The organism is Streptomyces iconiensis (assembly GCF_028657195.3).
GTDB classification, from domain to species: domain Bacteria; phylum Actinomycetota; class Actinomycetes; order Streptomycetales; family Streptomycetaceae; genus Streptomyces; species Streptomyces iconiensis.
On the sequence record NZ_JANCPR020000071.1, the window covers coordinates 1 to 16,998 of the forward strand.

18 protein-coding genes are annotated in these 16,998 nt (G+C 72.0%); 8 read left to right on the forward strand and 10 right to left on the reverse strand.

The window, feature by feature from the left end; translation table 11 throughout:
* Positions 1 to 107 precede the first annotated feature (107 nt).
* The 3 genes from NMN56_RS39755 to NMN56_RS39765 all read left to right on the forward strand — a co-directional run bounded on the left by NMN56_RS39755 (position 108) and on the right by NMN56_RS39765 (position 2,551).
* On the forward strand, positions 108 to 1,046 hold the full coding sequence (locus NMN56_RS39755) for a class I SAM-dependent methyltransferase (protein WP_274047190.1): 939 nt from the start codon (positions 108 to 110) through the stop codon (positions 1,044 to 1,046).
* Positions 1,047 to 1,112: 66 nt separating this feature from the next.
* Positions 1,113 to 1,898, forward strand: coding sequence for a MerR family transcriptional regulator (locus NMN56_RS39760; RefSeq protein WP_274047189.1), 786 nt, complete (start codon positions 1,113 to 1,115; stop codon positions 1,896 to 1,898).
* Positions 1,895 to 2,551: a hypothetical protein gene (locus tag NMN56_RS39765; protein ID WP_274047188.1), complete on the forward strand. Its 657-nt coding sequence runs from the start codon at positions 1,895 to 1,897 to the stop codon at positions 2,549 to 2,551. The genes NMN56_RS39760 and NMN56_RS39765 overlap by 4 nt, the downstream gene beginning before the upstream one ends.
* Here NMN56_RS39765 and NMN56_RS39770 read toward each other — a convergent pair.
* Positions 2,450 to 3,631 carry a helix-turn-helix transcriptional regulator gene (locus tag NMN56_RS39770; protein ID WP_274047187.1) on the reverse strand — a complete coding sequence of 394 codons (1,182 nt, stop codon included), beginning with the start codon at positions 3,629 to 3,631 and terminating at the stop codon, positions 2,450 to 2,452. The two genes, NMN56_RS39765 and NMN56_RS39770, sit on opposite strands and share 102 nt — an antisense overlap.
* A 291-nt stretch (positions 3,632 to 3,922) precedes the next feature.
* A complete protein-coding gene (locus NMN56_RS39775; protein ID WP_347178844.1) occupies positions 3,923 to 4,777 on the reverse strand; it encodes an alpha/beta hydrolase in 855 nt (284 codons plus the stop codon).
* 221 nt (positions 4,778 to 4,998) lie between these two features.
* Here NMN56_RS39775 and NMN56_RS39780 point away from each other — a divergent pair, with 221 nt between their 5' ends.
* Both NMN56_RS39780 and NMN56_RS39785 read left to right on the forward strand, forming a co-directional pair.
* On the forward strand, positions 4,999 to 6,129 hold the full coding sequence (locus NMN56_RS39780) for an adenosine deaminase (protein WP_274047185.1): 1,131 nt from the start codon (positions 4,999 to 5,001) through the stop codon (positions 6,127 to 6,129).
* Between the two features lie 195 nt (positions 6,130 to 6,324).
* Positions 6,325 to 6,648 carry a hypothetical protein gene (locus NMN56_RS39785; protein ID WP_280842936.1) on the forward strand — a complete coding sequence of 108 codons (324 nt, stop codon included), beginning with the start codon at positions 6,325 to 6,327 and terminating at the stop codon, positions 6,646 to 6,648.
* A 181-nt stretch (positions 6,649 to 6,829) separates the two neighbouring features.
* On the opposite strand, the gene NMN56_RS39790 is transcribed toward NMN56_RS39785, so the two are convergent.
* From NMN56_RS39790 to afsQ1, 5 genes are all read right to left on the reverse strand, one after another.
* Positions 6,830 to 7,027 (reverse strand): PspC domain-containing protein, encoded by a 198-nt coding sequence (locus NMN56_RS39790; RefSeq protein WP_274047183.1) that lies wholly within the window; start codon positions 7,025 to 7,027, stop codon positions 6,830 to 6,832.
* A gap of 78 nt (positions 7,028 to 7,105) precedes the next feature.
* Positions 7,106 to 7,705 (reverse strand): VanZ family protein, encoded by a 600-nt coding sequence (locus NMN56_RS39795; protein WP_274047182.1) that lies wholly within the window; start codon positions 7,703 to 7,705, stop codon positions 7,106 to 7,108.
* A 67-nt stretch (positions 7,706 to 7,772) separates the two neighbouring features.
* Complete coding sequence (locus tag NMN56_RS39800) at positions 7,773 to 8,480, reverse strand: hypothetical protein (protein WP_274047181.1); 708 nt, start codon at positions 8,478 to 8,480, stop codon at positions 7,773 to 7,775.
* Complete coding sequence (locus tag NMN56_RS39805; RefSeq protein WP_274047180.1) at positions 8,477 to 10,165, reverse strand: ATP-binding protein; 1,689 nt, start codon at positions 10,163 to 10,165, stop codon at positions 8,477 to 8,479. The genes NMN56_RS39800 and NMN56_RS39805 overlap by 4 nt, the downstream gene beginning before the upstream one ends.
* A gap of 36 nt (positions 10,166 to 10,201) precedes the next feature.
* Positions 10,202 to 10,885: a two-component system response regulator AfsQ1 gene (afsQ1, locus tag NMN56_RS39810; RefSeq protein WP_274047179.1), complete on the reverse strand. Its 684-nt coding sequence runs from the start codon at positions 10,883 to 10,885 to the stop codon at positions 10,202 to 10,204.
* Positions 10,886 to 11,087: 202 nt separating this feature from the next.
* Between afsQ1 and NMN56_RS39815 the strand changes: the two genes are divergently transcribed.
* Positions 11,088 to 11,942 carry a SigE family RNA polymerase sigma factor gene (locus tag NMN56_RS39815; protein ID WP_274047178.1) on the forward strand — a complete coding sequence of 285 codons (855 nt, stop codon included), beginning with the start codon at positions 11,088 to 11,090 and terminating at the stop codon, positions 11,940 to 11,942.
* A 348-nt stretch (positions 11,943 to 12,290) separates the two neighbouring features.
* Here the strand turns inward: NMN56_RS39815 and NMN56_RS39820 are convergent, their stop codons facing one another.
* A complete protein-coding gene (locus NMN56_RS39820; RefSeq protein WP_274047177.1) occupies positions 12,291 to 12,935 on the reverse strand; it encodes a uridine kinase family protein in 645 nt (214 codons plus the stop codon).
* A gap of 137 nt (positions 12,936 to 13,072) precedes the next feature.
* Here NMN56_RS39820 and NMN56_RS39825 point away from each other — a divergent pair, with 137 nt between their 5' ends.
* Together NMN56_RS39825 and NMN56_RS39830 are read left to right on the forward strand one after the other, a co-directional pair.
* Positions 13,073 to 14,161 carry an S-(hydroxymethyl)mycothiol dehydrogenase gene (locus NMN56_RS39825; protein WP_274047176.1) on the forward strand — a complete coding sequence of 363 codons (1,089 nt, stop codon included), beginning with the start codon at positions 13,073 to 13,075 and terminating at the stop codon, positions 14,159 to 14,161.
* Complete coding sequence (locus tag NMN56_RS39830; RefSeq protein WP_274047175.1) at positions 14,161 to 14,778, forward strand: MBL fold metallo-hydrolase; 618 nt, start codon at positions 14,161 to 14,163, stop codon at positions 14,776 to 14,778. Before NMN56_RS39825 ends, NMN56_RS39830 begins: the two co-directional genes overlap by 1 nt.
* 185 nt (positions 14,779 to 14,963) lie before the next feature.
* Here NMN56_RS39830 and NMN56_RS39835 read toward each other — a convergent pair whose 3' ends face one another.
* Both NMN56_RS39835 and NMN56_RS39840 read right to left on the reverse strand, forming a co-directional pair.
* Positions 14,964 to 15,611: a response regulator gene (locus NMN56_RS39835; protein WP_274047173.1), complete on the reverse strand. Its 648-nt coding sequence runs from the start codon at positions 15,609 to 15,611 to the stop codon at positions 14,964 to 14,966.
* A 29-nt stretch (positions 15,612 to 15,640) separates the two neighbouring features.
* Positions 15,641 to 16,858, reverse strand: coding sequence for a sensor histidine kinase (locus tag NMN56_RS39840; protein WP_274047171.1), 1,218 nt, complete (start codon positions 16,856 to 16,858; stop codon positions 15,641 to 15,643).
* Between the last annotated feature and the right edge of the window lie 140 nt (positions 16,859 to 16,998).

A 16,998-nucleotide genomic window follows, 5' to 3' on the forward strand; every position in this document is an offset into this window, starting at 1 on the left:
CCCTCACCCCCTCACCCCCTCAACCCCTCAGCCCTTCAATCCCCCAGCCCCTCACTCCCGCACCAGCTCCCAGACCCGCGCCCAGCACAGGACCGGAGGACTGACTGATGACCCCGCACGCCCACGAGCCGCACACCGACAAACCGCACATCCACCACCCCCACCAGCACCCTCACCACCACCACGGGGGTGAGGGCGAGGCGGCGGATCTCGACTGGAACGCACTTGGGGCGCACCTCGAACGCGAGGCCGAACTGAGCATGCCGTTCCTTGAGGAGACCGCGGCCTGGCTGCGTGACCTCGCGGGGAGTCACGAGGTCAGCCGCATTCTCGACCTGGGCAGCGGTCCCGGCGTCACCACCACCGCACTCGCGCACGCCTTTCCCGGCGCCGAGGTCGTCGCCGTCGACAGTGCCGAGGGGCTGCTCGACCGTGCCCGGGAGCGCGCGGGGCGCGAGGGGCTCGGTTCACGTATCACCGCGCGCCTCGCCCAGCTCCCCGACGAGCTGCCGACCCTCGGCACCGCCGGGCTCGTGTGGACCAGCAACGTCGTTCACCACCTGGGGGACCAGCGTGCGGCGCTCGAAGCGTTCGCTGGGGCGCTGCGCCCGGGCGGTGTGCTCGCGCTGCGGGAGAGGGGGCTGCCCGCACGGTTCCTGCCCCGCGACATCGGCATCGGACGGCCCGGCATCCAGGCGCGGATGGACGCGGCCGAAGAGGACTGGTTCGCGGACATGAGGGCCGCGCTTCCCGGCCATACCCGCACGGTGGAGGACTGGCCGGGCATGCTGGCGGCAGCCGGGCTCGCGCCCACGGGCAGCCGTACGTTCCTCACGGATTTGCCGGCCCCGCTGGACCCCGGCGCACGCGCCCACCTACGCTCCCGCGTCGAACGGGCCAGGGACAGCCTCGCCGAGAGCCTTTCGGCCGAGGACCTCGAAACCCTTGAGGTGCTGCTGGACGACGGCAGCCCCGACGGCCTGATGCGCCGCGCCGACGTCTTCCTCCTCTCCGCGACAACGGTGCACACGGCGGTCCGCGCGTAGGGAGCGCGGGGGACCCGCTTCCACGGGTGTTGACCTTGACGCGACGGCAACGTTTCTACTGAAGCCATGCGGATCGGAGAACTGGCCGCACTCGTCGGGGTCTCCACCCGTGCGGTGCGGCACTACCACCATCAGGGGCTGCTACCCGAACCCCCACGCAAGCCCAACGGCTACCGCGACTACGGACTGCGCGACGCCGTACGCCTCGCCCGCGTACGCCGCCTCACCGCGCTCGGCCTCGGTCTCGACGAGGTGCGCGACGTGCTCGGTGACGACACCGGCGCCGAACTGCGCGAAGTACTGGGCGAGTTGGACGAGGAACTGCGGCGCCAGGAGGAGGAGATCCGGACCCGCCGCGTCCGCCTCGCCGAACTGCTGCGGCAGGCCGAGGACGGCACGCTCCCGGAGAGCGCGCCCCTCTCGCCCGAACTCACCGGACTGTTCGCACGCGCCGCCACCTCACCGGCGCACGCGTCCGCCATCGCCGCCAAGGACCGCGACGTGCTCGCTCTCCTGGAGACCTCGGCGCCGCCGGGGGCCCGCGAGAGCGTCGTCGCGCTCGCGGGTTCCGTGGCCTCGGACGAGGCCACGGCTGAGCGTGCGCAGCACGCGTACGCGCTCCTCGACGCGCTGGAGGACGCCGCGTCCGACGACCCCCGCGTACCGGAGGCGGCCCACGCCGTCGCCGCCTGCGTGCCCGAAGAGACCGTCGCCGGCATGCCCGCCGTCGCCGAGGGAGAGAGCCCCATGGCAGAGCCCTTCGCCCAAGCCCTCTACGCCGAACTCGCCCCCGCACAGGCCGAAGCCGTACGGCAGGCCATCGCGCTGCTCACCCGCCGGAGCACGCCATGAGCGCCGCACCGGCGCGTACCCCGCGGGCCCCTCGTACCCCGCGGGCCCCTCATACCTCGCGCACCGCGCGGATCGTACGGCGGCTGACCCTGCACGAGATACGGTCCCTCACCAGCATCGGCCTCTGGATCGCCCGCCGCCGCTCCGGTGTCGGACCCGGCGATGTCGCCGCTCCCTACGCCTCCGCGCAGGCGTCGACGATGCTGATCTTCGGTGTCCTCTCCGTCGTCGAGACCGTGGCGCTCGCGCTGATCATTCCCTGGCCCGCCGTCCACCTGGCGCTGCTCGTGCTCGACATCTACGGCGTGATCTTCGTACTCGGCATGCACGCGGCCTCGGTCGTCCGCCCGCACGTGGCGACGGAGGACGGTTCCCTGCGCGTGCGGTACGCCGCGCTGATCGACCTCCACATCCCCGCGGACCGGATCGCCTCGGCGCACGTCGACCGCCGCTATCCCACCGGCGGGGTCGCCACGGACGGCGACACCCTCACCATCCCGGTGGCGGGCATCACCAACGTCACGGTCCGCCTCCACACCCCTCACCCCTACCTACGCCCCCTGGGCCGCCCGGCCCAGGCCCTCACCCTCCACCTCTACACAGACACCCCGGCCCCCCTGGCCACCGCCCTCAACCCCGCAGGCCGCGGCTGACCCCCGCCCCTCCGCTCCGTGCCGGCGGCCCGTCGCGGCGTCGGCGTAGCGGCGGGCCAAGTGCGCGAAGGCGTCCCGGAGTTCGGCCGGGCCGACGACCTCGATATCGGCGTCGAACCTCCCGATGGCGGCGGCCAGCCCGGGCCATGACCACGAGCCCAGCACGAGCCGGCACCGGTCGGGGCCGAGCGCCTCGACGATCCCGTCGCGGGTGTAACGGGACACAACGGCGGCGGGCAGATCCAGAATCACCTCACCCCGGCACGGCCAGTCGCCGGAGCCGCTGGGGCCGCCGGAGTCGCCGGAAGCGGCCCCGGGCCCCCGGAACTCGTGGGAGCCCCGGAACCGGCCGACCACGAACGCGGCCACGTCACCCCCGGGTACTCCGCGCGGCGTGAAGCGGGGCCCTGAAGGGGTGCGCGGGGTGATCCGGTCGGCACGGAAGGTGCGCCAGTCCTCGCGGTCGAGGTCCCAGGCCACCAGGTACCAGCGCCCGCCCCAGGCGACGAGGTGATGGGGCTCGGCCCTGCGCGGCGGCGGCGAAGGCGCGGTGTCGTCGCCGCTGCCGCCGCCGTCGGCTTCCTGTGGCGAGCCGGCGGCGTAGTCGAAGCGCAGCACCTCGCGTGCGTGAACGGCGGCGCTGAGCGCCACGAGGACGCCGCTGCCGACCTGTGGTTCGGGCCGGTTCGCGGGCTGTTCGACAGCGGTGAACTGGAGGGCGTCGATACGGTGGCGCAGCCGTGCGGGCATGACCTGTCTGACGGTGGTCAGCGCACGCGCCGCCGCCTCCTCGATACCGGCTCCCGTGGTGGTGGCGAGCTGGAGCGCGAGAGCGAGGGCAACGGCCTGGTCGTCGTCGAACAGCAGCGGCGGGAGTTCCGCACCGGCATCGAGCCGGTACCCACCCTCGGGTCCCCTGAACGCCACGATGGGATAACCGAGTTCCCGCAGCCGATCGACATCCCGCCGCACCGTACGCGGGCTGATGCCCAACCGCTCGGCCAGCAACGTCCCCGGCCAGTCCCGGCGCACCTGGAGCAGCGAGAGCAGCGACAGCAGTCGCGCTGAGGTCTTCGGCATCCCCCCATCCTGCCCCCCATACCGGCCACAACCTGTCCGCTACGGCGCCCGGCCACGGCGTACGTGTCCTGCGGTGCCGAACCGCGGGTGGTGCGGCGGGGGAGGGGTGCGGCGCCGCACCTCTCTGTCCGCCGCGACGGCGCTCAGCCACCGCGCACGTACCCGGCGGTGCCGAACCCACGGCACCCCCGTCTTCGGGCGAGGGTGCCGAACCCACGGCACCCCGTCATCCGGGCGAGGGCGGCGAACCCACGCACCGTCATCGGGTGAGGGTGGCGCGGCGACGTGCCGTCAGTCGAGGGTGCGGCCGAAGCCGGAGGCGAGGGGCATGCGGAGGCCGAGGGGCGGGGGAGCCGCCAGCGCATCGGTGAGGGGGCGGCAGAAGTCGCGCCCGCACAGGGTGCCGAGCACGAAGTCGCGGGCGAGCGCGGCCACTTCGGAGGAGTGCTGGCGCAGACCGTGCCCGTCGGTGTGCACCTCGAACCGGCACACGTCACCGTTCGCCTTCTTGGCACGCGCAGCGAAGCGGAACGAGAGTTCGGGGTCGGTGTGCGTGTCGTCCGTGCCGTGCACGATGAGCACGTGCCGCCCCAGCAACTGCCGCACGGGCTCCTCCTCGGAACCGACACCTCCGGTGGAGCCACTCCCAGTGGAACCACTCCCGGCGGAACCGCCACTCCCAACGGGCCCCGTATCCCCGGCGGGCCCCGTACTCCCAACGGGCCCCGTACCCCCGGCGGAGCCGCCCCCGGCGGCGCCCTCACCCACGTCGTGCTCACCGGCGAAAGCCGGCAACGCGGGGCCCAGCGCGAGAACGGAAGCAACGGCGGGGTGCCCGCCGGCCCGCAGCGCGGCGCGTCCTCCGACATCCACGCCGACGAGGCACACCGGTACGTCCCCGTACCGCCGTACCACCTCGTCCAGGCCCCACTCCGCGTCGTGCGCCGGGTGCGCCTCGTCGCCGTTCCAGCCGCGGTAGCGGTAGTGGAGGACGTGGGCGACGAGGGGTTCGTCGTGTGCGGCGCGCGCGAGGCGCCGGGCGAGGGGGAGGGCCTGTGCGGTGGCCCGCAGGGAGCCGCGCCGCGCGCTGGTGGGGGCGCCGCCTCCGGGCAGCACGAGGACGACGCCGTGCGGTGCTGTTCCCACGGCCCCCATCGGCCGCCCCAGTCGTGCTTCCCTGTCAGGCAACGCTCGCTGAGCCATGCCAGAACGATGGCACGCCCCGCGCCGGAGGTGTATGCCGCGCGATCACCTTTCCGTATCGAAGGGGCACCCGTGCGCCACTTCCCGTACATCCAAGAGGGCGCATCCGCACAGGAGTTGGGAAAACACATGCGTTCTACGCGCGTAGGAGCTAGAGTGCCGTGATGGTAAGCGATTCCCTCAGTACCGTCCCGAATCCGGAGCAGATCCACCGCGCGCCCAAGGTGCTGCTCCACGATCACCTCGACGGCGGGCTGCGCGCCGCGACCGTCGTCGAGCTGGCCCGCGAGAGCGGATACGCAGGGCTTCCCGAGACCGAGGCCGACCGCCTGGACACCTGGTTCAGGGAGGCGGCCGACTCCGGCTCGCTGGAGCGGTATCTGGAGACCTTCTCGCACACCGTCGGCGTGATGCAGACCCGCGAGGCACTCGTCCGTGTCGCGGCCGAGTGCGCCGAGGACCTGGCGGCCGACGGCGTCGTCTACGCCGAGGTCAGGTTCGCACCCGAGCAGCACCTGGAGGCGGGCCTCACCCTTGAACAGGTGGTCGAGGCCGTCAACGAAGGCTTCCGCGAGGGCGAGCGCAGGGCCCGCGAGGCGGGCAACCGTATCCGGGTCGGCGCGCTGCTGACCGCGATGCGGCACGCGGCACGCGCCCTGGAGATCGCGGAGCTGGCCAACCGCTACCGCGATCTCGGCGTCGTCGGCTTCGACATCGCCGGCGCCGAGGCGGGATACCCGCCCACCCGGCACCTCGACGCGTTCGAGTACCTCAAGCGCGAGAACAACCACTTCACCATCCACGCGGGCGAGGCGTTCGGCCTGCCGTCGATCTGGCAGGCACTGCAGTGGTGCGGCGCCGACCGGCTCGGGCATGGCGTGCGCATCATCGACGACATCCAGGTCGCCGACGACGGCAGCGTGAAGCTGGGCCGCCTGGCCGCCTATGTGCGGGACAAGCGCATCCCGCTGGAGCTGTGCCCCAGCTCCAACCTCCAGACGGGGGCCGCGCCCTCGTACGCCGAGCACCCCATCGGCCTGCTGCGGCGCCTGCACTTCCGCGCGACCGTGAACACGGACAACCGGTTGATGAGCGGTACGACCATGAGCAACGAGTTCGCACAGCTCGCGCGGACCTTCTCGTACACGCTCGATGACATGCAGTGGTTCACGGTCAATGCGATGAAGTCGGCGTTCATTCCTTTCGATGAACGTCTCGCCATGATCAACGAGGTCATCAAGCCGGGATACGCCGCTCTCAAATCCGAATGGCTGTTCCGTGACACCACCCACTGACCCCGGGTGACCAGCGGTTCGGACACCGCTTCACACCGTGCGTCACGTACCTGAAAGCGGCCGGGAAGACTCGGGAGACCCCCGACCCCCGGCCGCTTCGACATGTTTGCCACTGCTCCGAGTTCCTGGCTACGTTCGCCGGGCCCGCCCCAGCCTCCGCCGCGAGGACGCCCGTTCCCGATGAAGCAGGTGCAGATGAAGCAGGTAGTGAAGAAGTCCGTCGGTGCCGCCGTCCTCGGTGCTGCCTTTGCCGCGGCCGGTGCGGGCACCGCCGCTGCTGCGCCCATCGGCGTGCTCGGCCCCGTCGGAGCCGTCGCGACCGGCGCCGCCGGCGACCTCCCCGTCAAGGACGCCACCAGGAGCCTGCCCGGCGGTCTCTCCGAGACCGCGACGGCCGGGCACGAGATCGCGACCGGCGGAAGGACCACGCACGACCTGGACAAGCCGCTGAACTCCGGCTCGAAGGTGGGGGACTCGGCCCCCGACGACAGCCTGCTCGGCGGCCTCCCACTCGGCTGACGCTGCCCTGCGCATGCCCGCGCCGGCGCCCGGCCGGCACCCGGCCGACCACCGCACCCGAGAAACTCCGGTACCGGCACCGGCACCCAGCAGCACACGACGGCGCACGTGAACGGCGGGCGTCCCCTGACTCAGGGGACGCCCGCCGTCTTCGTACGGGGAACGCCGGTGGAACGCGTCCTCACCAGGCGGTCTTCCTGCCCTCTTCGGGGAGCAGCACCCACAGCGCCAGGTAGAGGAGGAACTGTGGGCCAGGGAGGAGACACGACAGCAGGAAGATGACCCGCATCGTGTTGGGCTTGGTACCGAAGCGCCGTGCCAGAGCGGCGCACACGCCGCCGATCATGCGGCCGTCGCGGGGGCGGGCAAGTGCGGACATGGCGATTGCTCCTTCGCTGGTCAGGTGCCGTGCCTTCTGTCTTCGACACTAGGCGGACCAGCGGATACGAGCGTCCGGCTACGGTGCCATCCCGACCCTGGTCGCTCTCGGGGTCGAACCCTGAGCGCCCTCGTCCCGCAGGGGGACCCTCGCCCGTGCGGGTGAGCCGCCCGGTGCCCGTACGGTCCTGGCCGGCCTGCGCCGGTCCTCGTGGTCACGGCGGCGCAGCCACTTGCGCAGCAGGGGGAAGACCAGCAGCGCGGTGAGGGAGACGCCCGCGGTGTTGAGCAGCACGGCGTCCACATCGACGACCTGGCCCGGCACACCTGTCTGGACCAGCGCGATGAGGACCGAGAGCATGGCGCCCCCGAAAACGGTCCGCGCGCAGGTGCCGGGCAGGGGGCGGTGGAGCCGCCCTGTGGCGAGTGGCAGCAGCACACCGAAGGGCGCGAGCAGCAGCAGTCCGCCGCCGATGCCCTCCAGCGCGGCACGTGGTCCCCCGGCCAGATCGGTACGGATCGTCTCGAACGGATGCAGGTTGGCGGGCGCCACCCAGGGAACCGAGAGGGGGCGCAGCGTCAGCCATCCGACGAGCACAAGGTGCGCGGCCAGCAGGAGAAGTCCCGCCACGCGGATTCGGGGGGCGGCCGACGGGCCGCCAGAGCCAAGGCGCTGCACGTCACTGAGGACGTCTTCCCGTTCCGAACTGGTTCCGGCGCCTTGACCCGGACGGGTAAGGGCTGTGTCACACCCGTGTACCGGCGGTCTCGGCCGCCTCCGGCCTGGTGCGCAGCGCGGTGCCGCATTCGAAGCGCTGGAGCGGCTTGCCGGCCTTCTCGCCGCGCTGCTCCTCCGCGCCGTCCCCGCCGTCCCCGCCGTCGGCGCCCTCCTTGGAGGGCTCGGCCGGGCCGCCGAGGACGACCGCGTTGTTGGCGTCGGCCGCCGCTGTGTCCGCGTAGGTGCACACGAGCTGCGCGAGCGCGAAGGAGGGCAGTTCGTCCAGGGGCGTGCTCAGCCGCAGCGCCTCGTCGGGGTCACCGCGCTGCCCGTCGCTGATCGTCAGGTCCTCGGGTACGGCCGTCTCGAAGCCCGCTTCCTCCTCGGCGGGTGAGGGCGGGTGCTTCAGGTCCTCCAGGAGCTTGCGGGCCACCGGCAGCCGCTCGGCGGAGGACCGCCCGTCCGGCATGTCGACCTCGCGCTCGATGGGGGCGACCCGTGAGCCGCAGACGAGGTAGACGCGGACGGAGGAGGTGCCCTTGCCGCTCTCGGGGCTCTCCCGGCCGCCGGGCAGCACACAGCCGACCCGGGAAGGCGCGGCGCCCGCGTCCACGGGGACGCTGGTGGCGCGGATGCCGCAGCCGCTCACGAGGGGTCCGAAGGCGGCGACGGCGCACAGCAGGGCGAGGGGGACGCGGTACCTCTTCGCCGCGCCGCCCGGTTTCGTACGGCTCATCGGCCGCCCCCGGTTTCCCCGTTCACGTTCTCGCCGCCGTTCTTGTCGCGCTCGTTCTTCGCGTCGTGCTTGCCGTGCTCGTCGTGCCTGCCGGTTCCGCCGTGTTCGCCGTCCTCTACGCCGTCCTCTTCTTCGCGCCCGTTCTCGCTGTCGATCTCGTTGTCGCGGTCCTCGGCGAGCCTGCGCGCGTCACGGGGCAGCCGCAGGGTGAACACGGCGCCGCCTCCCTCGCCCGGCTGGTTGTGCGCGGTGATCTCACCGCCGTGGATATGGGCGTTCTCCTGCGCGATCGACAGGCCCAGCCCACTGCCCTCGGACCGGGGCCGGGAGGCGCTGGCCTTGTAGAAGCGGTCGAAGACGTGCGGCAGTACGTCCTCCGGGATGCCGGGGCCCTGGTCGGCGACCTCGATCACCAGCTCGCCCCGCTGCTCGCCCTCGGTACGCACGGACACGCGTACGGGCGAGCCGCCGTGCTTGAGCGCGTTGCCGATGAGGTTGGCGAGGATGACATCGAGGCGGCGCGGGTCGAGGCGGGCCATGATGCCCCGGTCGGCGTTCAGCTCGACGGCGTCGAGCCAGGCGCGCGCGTCGATGCAGGCGGTCACCTGGTCGGCGACGTCGACGTTGTCCAGGACGAGCCGCGCCGTGCCGGCGTCGAAGCGGGTGACCTCCATGAGGTTCTCGACGAGGTCGTTGAGCCGCCGGGTCTCGCTCACGACGAGCCGCACCGCGGGCGCGATCATCGGGTCGAGGTTCTCCTGCTCCTCCTCCAGCACCTCCGTGACGGCGGAGATCGCGGTCATCGGTGTCCGCAGCTCGTGCGACATGTCGGCGACGAAGCGGCGGCTGGACGCCTCGCGGGCGCTCAGCTCGTCGACGCGCGCCTCAAGGGACTCGGCCGCACCGTTGAACGTCCGTGACAGCTCGGCCAGTTCATCCGTTCCCGACACCCGCAGCCGGGTGTCGAGCTTGCCCTCGCCGAGCCTGCGCGCGGCCTCGCCCAGGCGGCGTACGGGCCGCAGCACGGTGCTCGCCGCCGCCTGCGCCAGCAGCATCGCGCCGATGAGCGCGAGCGCGGTGGCGATGCCCAGGGACCAGGCGAGGGAGTTGAGGTCGTCGCGCTCGGGCGCCAGCGACTTGAGCATGTAGCCGGTGGGTGTTGGGTCCTCGCCGATCACCTTGGCGCCGCCCACGAGGTAGGGGTCGCCGCGCACCGTGACCCGCTGCCAGTAGAGGTGGTACGGGTACGGGTTGGCCTTGTCGACGGGGCGTTTCCTGGCGACGGCGCCGCGCAGCGGCTGCGGCACGTTCTCCAGGGTGAAGTCGTCCTCGTTGGAAGCGGCTGCGCAGGGCCCGCCCGCGGCGGTCTTGCCGATCAGCAGCACCTGGTAGTTCTGCGTGCTGCCCGCCATCTTGCTGGCGGCGTCGCGCAGTTGCTCGCACTCGACGTTGCGGGGCAGGTTGCCCGCGTTGTCCTCCATGGACTTGCGGAAGTCGTTGAGCGCGGCGTTCTGGGCGCGGGTGAGCACGGCGTCGCGGTTGAGCCAGTAGGCGATGCCCGAGGCCGAGACGGCGGCGGTGAGGGCCACCAGCGCGAAGACGACGACGAGGCGCAGCCGCAGTGTGGGCAGCACCCCTGCCAGCCGGGCACGCACGCGCTCGCCGAAGGACGGGGCTTCGGTCACTCCGCTGTTCCGTTCTCCGCTGTGCCCGTTCGTGCGTCAGCTCTCACTGGGGACGTCCAACCGGTAGCCGACGCCGCGCACGGTCCGGATCAGGGACGGGGAGGAGGGCACGTCCTCGACCTTCGCCCTGAGCCGCTGCACACACGCGTCGACGAGCCGCGAGTCGCCGAGGTAGTCGTGCTCCCACACCAGCCGCAGCAGCTGCTGCCGGGAAAGCGCCTGCCCCGGGCGTCTGCTCAGCTCCAGCAGCAGCCTCAGCTCGGTGGGTGTGAGCTGGAGGTCCTCACCGTTCTTGGTGACGGTCATGGCGGAGCGGTCGATGACGAGGGACCCGAAGGTCGCCGCGTCATTCGATTCGCGTTCCCCCCTGCGCATGACGGCCCTGATACGGGCGTCAAGGACGCGTCCCTGTACGGGCTTGACGACGTAGTCGTCGGCACCGGACTCCAGGCCCACGACCACGTCGATGTCGTCACTGCGCGCCGTCAGAAGGATGATCGGCAGCTGGTCGGTGCGGCGGATACGCCGGCACACCTCGAAACCGTCGATCCCCGGCAGCATGACGTCCAGCACGATCAGGTCGGGGCGTTGTTCGCGCAGCAGCTTGAGGCCGTCCTCGCCGGTCGCAGCGGTCACCACGCGGTGGCCCTGGCGGGTCAGACCCATCTCCAGGGCAGTACGGACAGCGTCATCGTCCTCGATCAGCAACAGGAAAGGCACGCGCGCCATTCTGGCGTATGGGGGCGCTTACTTCGACCGGCGGTCGCTTCTTGGACCTCCGACCCCCTCTGGTCTGGGCATCCGCGGCACGCCCCGCCCTTGTGACACCGCTGTGACAGACGGGGAACGTCGTCATGAAACTGGGGCGGCAGGGTTTACGACATCAAGGCAAGCGACCGGGCTGGCTCCAAGGGGGCGCGTGATGAACACACTGCACAGCAACACAACCAGCGCAGTTATCCACACGCGCCTGCACGTACCTTCGGTTCCCGCGTCCCAGACCCGGCCGGCCGAGAAGCCCGGTGCCGAGACGAGCACCTCCCTGCACGAGCGGGGTCGGGAGCTCGGTGCACAGCGGGGGTGTGTGCGCGGCACCGTGCGTATGCGTCCGTGGCCCGTCGTCGGCGGGACCGCGGTTGAGGGCCTTCGGGGGGAGGCCCTGGGGGGGAACACCGGGGACGCCACGGCGGCCCCGGGGGACAAGCGGGGGAGCAGGGGGTCAACGGAGTACGGGGAGGAGCGGCGTGACGGCGCGGCGGAGGTGGAGTTCACCGCCTATGTGCGCGAGCGCCGCGCTTCCCTGTACGCCACCGCGTACCACCTGACCGGTGACCGGTTCGAGGCCGAGGACCTGCTGCAGAGCGCCCTCTTCTCGACGTACCGGGCCTGGGACAGGATCAGCGACAAGGCGGCCGTCGGCGGCTACCTGCGTCGCACCATGACGAACCTGCACATCAGCGCGTGGCGCCGCCGGAAGCTCAACGAGTACCCGACGGAGGAGCTGCCCGAGACGGTGGGCGAGCAGGACGCGATGCGCGGCACCGAACTGCGCACCGTGCTGTGGCAGGCGCTGGCGCGGCTGCCCGAACTCCAGCGCACCATGCTGGTCCTCCGCTACTACGAGGGCCGGACGGACCCGGAGATCGCGGACATACTCGACATCAGTGTCGGCACGGTCAAGAGCAGCATCTGGCGCTCGCTGCGCCGGCTGCGCGACGACGAGGTGCTCAGCTTCGGCAAGGACCAGGACGAGTCCTTCGGCGAGCTGGTCGCCTGAAAGACGGCCCCGGCGGCGCCGGGGCGGGGGGACACGGGGGATACGGGGGCGTGCTGGGGGGCACGCGCGGGAGCACGTAAGGGGGTTCGGGGGGACCCCGGGGGGACAACAGAAAAAGGGGAAAACGGGGAAAGGGGAAATGGGGGGAACAAGGGGATAACGGGGATACGGGGAAAGAAGAGCGGTTCCAGCCGGCCGGGGGGTCTGGCTGGAACCGCTCTTCTTGTGTGCCCCCTCGTGCCCGTGCCGCCTCGCGTCCGTGGCGGCCTCAAGCCCGCGCCGCCCTCGTGCTCGTACCGCCTTCGCGCTCGTGCCGTCTCGCGTCCGCGGCGTCGTGGAGGTGCCCGGTTACGCGCTCAGGCTGCTGGTCGCGGTGTGGAGGTCGGTGATGCGGGTCAGTGCCTCGTCGCGCGTGCACGGGAGGGCGCCCAGGGCGCGGTGCCTGGCGACGATGTCGCCCTCGGCGCGCATCAGGCGCAGGCCGCGCCTGACCAGGAACGGTACGGGTTTGCGTGCCTCGCGTACGTCCCGCAGCAGGCGGCGGCGGAACGTGGTGAAGGGGCGCCCGCGCAGGCAGATCGCGTCGGCGAGCATGCCCAGGTCGCGGCAGTGTTCCGCGATGTCGGCGGCGAAGATGCCCTCGGCGACGAACAGCGGAGCCCCGTTCAGCAGCACCGTCTCCTCGCCCGTACGGGCGCTGACGGAGATGTCGTAGAGCGGGGCGGTCGTCCTTCCCCTCCGGCACAGCTCGCCTATGGCCCGTACGGCGCTCTCCGCGTCCCATGAGCGGGGCGAGTCCCAGTCGACGGCGGCTCCGATGCGCGGCAGCGTCGGGTCGCCGCGCTCCTTGTAGAAGTCGTCGAGCTGGAGCACCGGCAGTCCGGTGCGGCTCGCGAGGCGGGACTTGCCGGATCCTGAGGGGCCGGTGAGGAGGATGACCCTGGCCGTGGCGGCCGGGTGTCCTCTGCCGGGGAGGTCGCGGGAGACGGTCACGAGAGCCCATTGTCGGCCATGGCCCCGCGCCCCCGAAGATGCCTGCTCTCACTCGGACCCGCCCCTCCCGCATACGCCCGTGGACAGCGAGAATGGGTCAGCGCGACACGATCCGACGAAAAGGGAGGCCCCCACGTATGGCACAGGAAGTACGCGGTGTCATCGCACCCGGCAAGAACGAACCCGTGCGGGTCGAGACCCTCGTCATCCCCGCCCCAGGACCAGGCGAGGCCGTCGTACAGGTCCAGGCATGCGGGGTCTGCCACACCGACCTGCACTACAAGCAGGGCGGGATCAGTGACGACTACCCCTTCCTCCTCGGGCACGAGGCGGCGGGCGTGGTCGAGGAGGTCGGCGAGGGCGTCACCGATGTCGCGCCCGGCGACTTCGTGATCCTCAACTGGCGTGCGGTGTGCGGCCAGTGCCGCGCCTGCAAGCGCGGGCGGCCGTGGTACTGCTTCGACACGCACAACGCCCAGCAGAAGATGACCCTCGCCTCGACGGGGCAGGAGCTGGAGCCCGCGCTGGGTATCGGCGCCTTCGCCGAGAAGACGCTCGTCGCCGCAGGGCAGTGCACCAAGGTCGACCCGTCCGTCTCACCAGCCGTCGCCGGGCTGCTCGGCTGCGGCGTCATGGCCGGGATCGGCGCCGCGATCAACACGGGCCAGGTCGGGCGCGGTGACACCGTCGCCGTCATCGGCTGCGGCGGTGTGGGCGACGCGGCCATCGCGGGCGCGCGTCTCGCGGGCGCCGCGAGGATCATCGCCGTGGACATCGACGACCGTAAGCTCACCACCGCCGAGAAGATGGGGGCCACGCACAGCGTCAACTCCGCCACCGTCGACCCCGTCGAGGCCATCCGCGAGCTGACCGGTGGCTTCGGTGCCGACGTGGTCATCGAGGCGGTCGGCAGGCCGGAGACGTACAAGCAGGCGTTCTACGCCCGTGACCTGGCCGGCACCGTCGTCCTCGTCGGTGTGCCCACGCCGGAGATGAAGCTGGAACTGCCCCTGCTCGATGTGTTCGGGCGCGGCGGCTCCCTCAAGTCGTCCTGGTACGGCGACTGTCTGCCCTCGCGGGACTTCCCGATGCTCGTCGATCTGCACCAGCAGGGCAGGCTCGACCTGGGTGCCTTCGTCACCGAGACGATCGCGCTGGACGAGGTGGAGAAGGCGTTCGAGCGCATGCACGGCGGCGACGTCCTGCGTTCGGTGGTGGTCTTCTGATGGCCGCCGCACCTGGAGCACGCATCGACCACCTCGTCACCTCCGGCACCTTCCGCCTCGACGGCGGCTCGTGGGACGTCGACAACAACGTCTGGATCGTCGGCGACGACGCCGAGGCGCTCGTCATCGACGCCGCACACGACGCCACCGCCATCGCGGAGGCGCTCGGGGGCCGTACGCTGCGCGCGATCGTGTGCACGCACGCGCACAACGACCACGTGGACGCCGCGCCCGCGCTCTCCGAACTGACCGGTGCGCCGATCCTGCTGCATCCGGACGATCTGCCGCTGTGGAAGATGACGCACCCGGACCGGGCCCCGGACGGCGAACTGGCCGACGGCCAGATCGTCACCGTCGCCGGTGTGCAACTGACCGTGCTGCACACGCCGGGCCACGCGCCCGGCGCCGTATGCCTGTACGCGCCCGAGCTGGGGACCGTGTTCACGGGAGACACCCTCTTCCAGGGCGGCCCAGGCGCCACCGGGCGCTCCTTCTCCGACCACCCGACGATCGTCCGCTCGATCAAGGAACGGCTGCTGACGCTGCCGCTGGAGACCGAGGTGCGGACGGGCCACGGGGACTCCACCACGGTGGGGGCCGAGATCCCCCACGTGTGAGCCGGCGTTTCCCGTGGGGACGGGGAGGAATCGGGTGCCCCCGGCCCGGTTCCTCCCCGTCGCCGTCCCCGTCCCGGTCCCGGTTCTGCCCCTGTGGGTGCGTTGCCGGCCGTCTGCCCGCCGTGGCTCGTCGCGCGGTTCCCCGCGCCCCTTCCGGGGCGCATCGCGCTGGGGGCAGGCACGTTTCAGGCGGTGCCCGTTTCCCACGCCCAGGCCGCGATCTCCACGCGGTTGCGGGCGTGGAGTTTGCGCTGGGCGTTGGCCAGGTGGGTCTTGACGGTGGAGAGCGTGACGTACAGCTCCGAGGCGACCTCCTCGTTGGTGCGCCCCCGGGCGACGAGGCGTACGACGTCGAGTTCGCGTGAGGTCAGAGGCTCGGACGGTGCGCGTTCCGGCACGGCGGTCGGCGCGGACATGTGGCGCAGCAGGCGGACCGTGACGGAGGGGGAGATCAGGGAGTCGCCCGCGGCTGCGGCGCGTACCGCCTCGGTGAGGAGCGCGGGCGAGCCGTCCTTGAGGAGGAAGCCGCAGGCGCCGTCGCGCAGGGCGCGGTAGACGTACTCGTCCAGGTCGAACGTCGTGGCGATCAGCACGTTCAGGGGCTCGGTCGCCTCGGGGCCCGCCAGCAGGCGGGTGGCCTCCAGGCCGTCGATGCCGGGCATCCGGATGTCGAGCAGGCAGACGTCCGGGCGCAGCTCCCTGGCCTGTTCGACGGCGGTGAGGCCGTCGGCGGCCTCGGCGACGATCTCCATGTCGGGCTGCGAGCCGAGGATCATGCGGAAGGCGGCACGGACCATGTCCTGGTCGTCGGCGAGAAGCACCCGGATCGTCATGCCGCTCATCGTGCCAGGCCCGTTTCCGCTCATCGTTCCAGGCCCGTGACCGAGGCGGGCAACGGAAGCTCGGCCTCCACCCGCCAGCCACGCGCGCCCTGCCCACGCTCGCGAGGGCCCGTGGTGAGGGTGCCGCCGAGCGCCTGGACGCGTTCGGCGAGCCCGACGAGGCCGAAGCCGCCGGCGTCGCCGTCGCCGCGGGGTTTGGCGGGATGGCCGTCGTCGGTGACGGAGACGCACAGCCGGCCGCGGTCCTGCGCGCTCAGCCGCACATCGACGGCGACCGACTCGACGCCGCTGCCGTGCTTGCGCACGTTGGTGAGGGCCTCGCGCACCACGCGGTGGACCGTCGTGGTGACCTCAGGGGTGAGCGGCAGTCCGGGAAGCGCCGGGTCGAGGGTGAGGGTCGCGGGGGTGCCGGTGCGGGTGGCGGCCTCGGTGAGTTCGCGCAGGGCGCCGAGGTCGCTGCCGGCGCGTGCCGTCGCGCTGCCGGGGGCGTCGCTGCGCAGTACGGAGACCATGCCGCGCATGGACTCCATCGCCTGCGAGCCCGCCTGTTCGATACCGGCGAGGAGCACGTCGAGGTCGGCGGGGTCCGGGGCCCTGCCCTGTGCCGAGGCGTAGCGGACGGCCTTGGTCTGGGCGATCATCGCCGTGACGTGGTGGGCGACGAAGTCGTGGAGCTCACGGGCGTGTTCGAGGCGCTGCTCCTGGAGGTCGGCGGCGCGTTCGCGGGCACGGTAGGTGTCCAGCAGCCGCAGATAGAGGCCGAGGACCGCCATCAGCAGGAAGCCCAGTGCGAGAGCGGGCTCCAGGATGGTGCCCACGTTGTGGTACTCGGTCCTCGGCAGCCGCAGCGGCACCAGCGCCGTCGCCAGCCCGCTCCCCACCACCAGCGCAGCCGCTGTCAGCAGGCGCCGTTCGACGCGTACGACACGGGCCGTGAGCAGCAGCAGCGCCGCCATCTCCGCGAATCCCGGGGTGACTTCGGGGCGGTGCGAGAGCTGGCTGGAGACCACGGAGAGCGCCAGCGACCACGCGGTCGCGAGCGCCGCTGCCCGGGCGAACCGCGGCGTCGGCACCACCAGCGCCGCCACGCACAGCGCCCCGCTGACGGTCGTCGCCACAGCGGTGGGCGCGTACCCGGTGGCCAGCCCTTCGGCGACCAGCAGCGCGAGTACGGGTGCTGAGGCGAGCAGGAGCAGCGCCTGCTGCCAGCGGGGACGCCGTGTGAATCCGTGCAACATGCCACCCACGCTACGGGCAGCGCAGGGCCCGTGACCTCGACCTTTCGGCCCACCCCGAGGCCCCTCGGGAGGCGTTCGGCTGGCTCTTACGGCTGATCCGCTCGGCCGCCGGTGCGGCCGAGTATGGGCTCGTTCCTGCT